1 protein-coding gene is annotated in these 2,307 nt (G+C 59.4%); it reads right to left on the reverse strand.

The genetic code is table 11. From position 1 onward, the window contains the following. Nucleotides 1-167: 167 nt before the first annotated feature. Nucleotides 168-1,907, reverse strand: a complete 1,740-nt coding sequence (locus BMY22_RS23175; RefSeq protein WP_170849418.1) for a glycoside hydrolase family 13 protein — start codon at nt 1,905-1,907, stop codon at nt 168-170. Nucleotides 1,908-2,307: the final 400 nt, after the last annotated feature.

The raw sequence follows: 2,307 nt of genomic DNA on the forward strand, positions 1-2,307 counted from the left end.
CGGCGATACCGGACTCTCGCCGGCCTTCGCCGAGATCGGCCGGCGGCTCGGGCCGTTCGATCTGGTGATGCTCGAGGATGGCCTTCTCCAAGCTCAAGGCACTACTTCAAAGCGGCTGGCTATGAGTCTGAATACAGTGAAAATGCTCTAACCACACAGGCGGTGAATCAGAGCTCATAGATCGTCGCCTGCCAGGGCTGCAGCGATACGCTCGCGGCGCCGGGCTGCACCGGCTGCTGCGCGGCGCCGTTGTCCAGCACAGTGGCGGCGATCTTCAACCCCTCCGGCAGGCCATAGACGACCGTCTCGCGAGTGAAGTTGATCAGCACCAGATAGCGCTTGTCGTCGAGCGTGCGCGTGTAGGCGAAGACCTTGGGGTTAGCAGGATCGAGGTCCCGGAATTCGCCATGAATGAGCGCGGGAGTCTGGCGGCGTACCTCCATCAAGCGGCGGTAATGGTGGTAGACCGAACCGGCATCCTCGACCTGGGACGCCGCATTGATCCGCGTGTAGTTCGGATTGACCGCCAGCCATGGCTTGCCGCTGGTGAAGCCGCCATTCGGCGCCGCGCTCCACTGCATCGGGGTCCGGGCGTTATCGCGGCTGGTCTGACGCAGGTGGGAGAGATACTCTTCCGCTGGAACCTTGCCGCTTTCCACGAAGTCATGCCATTGGCCCTTCACTTCCACATCGTTGTAATCCTCGATGCCGCGGAAGGGATAGTTGGTCATGCCCAGCTCGTCGCCCTGATAGAGGAAGGGCGTACCGCGTTGGGTGAGCATCATCGTGGCCAGCGCCTTGGCCGAGACGGCGCGCCACTCGGGACTGTCGTCGCCGAAATGGGAGACGGCGCGGGGATTGTCGTGATTGCTCAGGAAGCTGGTGTTCCAGCCATGGGTGCCGCCGGTGCGGTCGATCTGCGCATAAGCCGCCTTGAGCTGGGGCAGCATCCAGTCCTTCTTGCGCCAACCATCGCGATCGAGCCGCACGATATCGAAATGGAAGATCATGTTGAGTTCTTTGCGGCGGGCATCGGTGAACAGCGGCGCCTGCTCGAAGGTGACGCCGAAGGCTTCGCCGACCGTCATCGTGTCGTAGCGGGACAGGACCTCGCGATTCATCTCCTGGAGATACTCATGGACGCGCGGACCGTTCGCGTAGACGAATTCGGGATGAGCGAGCTTGTCCGCAGGCAGGTCGGACAGGCCGTTCTGCTTGGAGATGAAGGGGATCACGTCCATGCGGAAGCCGGACACGCCCTTGTCCAGCCAGAAGCGCATGGTGTCGTAGACTTCATTCCGGACCTTGGGGTTTTCCCAGTTCAGGTCAGGCTGCTTCCTGGCGAAATAGTGGAGATAGTACTGCCCGGTGGCCTCGTCCTTCTCCCAGGCCGAGCCGCCGAAGAAGGACGGGTAGTTGTTCGGCGCTCCACCGTCCTTGCCGTCGCGCCAGATGTAGTAGTCGCGATAGGGATTGTCCTTCGACTTGCGGCTTTCGACGAACCACTGGTGCTCGTCGCTGCTGTGGTTGACCACCAGGTCGATGATCAGACGCATGCCGCGCTTCTTCATCTCGGCCAGCATGCGATCGAAGTCGTCCATGCTGCCGAACTCGGCCATCACCTTGCGATAATCGCGGATATCGTAGCCATTGTCGGCATTGGGCGAGTCAAAATGCGGGCTCAGCCAGATCACATCGACGCCCAGCGTCTTCAGATAATCGAGCTTCGCCGTGATGCCATTCAGATCCCCGATCCCGTCGCCGTTCGTATCGTTGAACGAGCGCGGATAGACCTGGTAGACGACCGCCTCCTTCCACCAAGCCGCGCCGGGAGGAATGGGAGCTTGAGGAGTGGCCGCGTAGGCGCTTCCATAAAACGGCGCCAAAGACAGCGCCACAGCGGCCATAGCGGTAATGCCAAAGAACTTACGACGAAACATACAAACTTCCTATTGTTAAAATTATGGGTAAGTAATGTGCGCGTTTCCCTTGCGTATCGCGCTTTTCCTGAGGGTATGCGACCTCAGGGTTAATGGCTTCAAGACAAGAAATCGGTGACGGGAAAAACCGACTTGTAATAGCAGAGGAGCATATTGGGCAGGACTTATGGTCTTACTGCAGCAGAGTGTCTGCTAGGGAAAGACGCAGGACATTCAGGGGAAGGATGGATATCGCCCCCGCTCACGGGTGTATAGGCAGCTGGAAGCATAAGGAATCCCTCTCGACTCTGAGACGAGACCGCGCTCTCTTTGCGGTCTGTAACCTTACAAAGCAGCGCCTGCCACGGCCGTTTTGTTGTTTTAGTCA

Source organism: Azotobacter beijerinckii, assembly GCF_900110885.1.
Classification (GTDB): Bacteria; Pseudomonadota; Gammaproteobacteria; order Pseudomonadales; family Pseudomonadaceae; genus Azotobacter; species Azotobacter beijerinckii.

Excerpts from the sequence above, each read along its gene's own strand:
- BMY22_RS23175 (WP_170849418.1), bottom strand. The coding sequence starts at position 1,907 with ATGGCCGCTGTGGCGCTGTCTTTGGCGCCGTTTTATGGAAGCGCCTAC.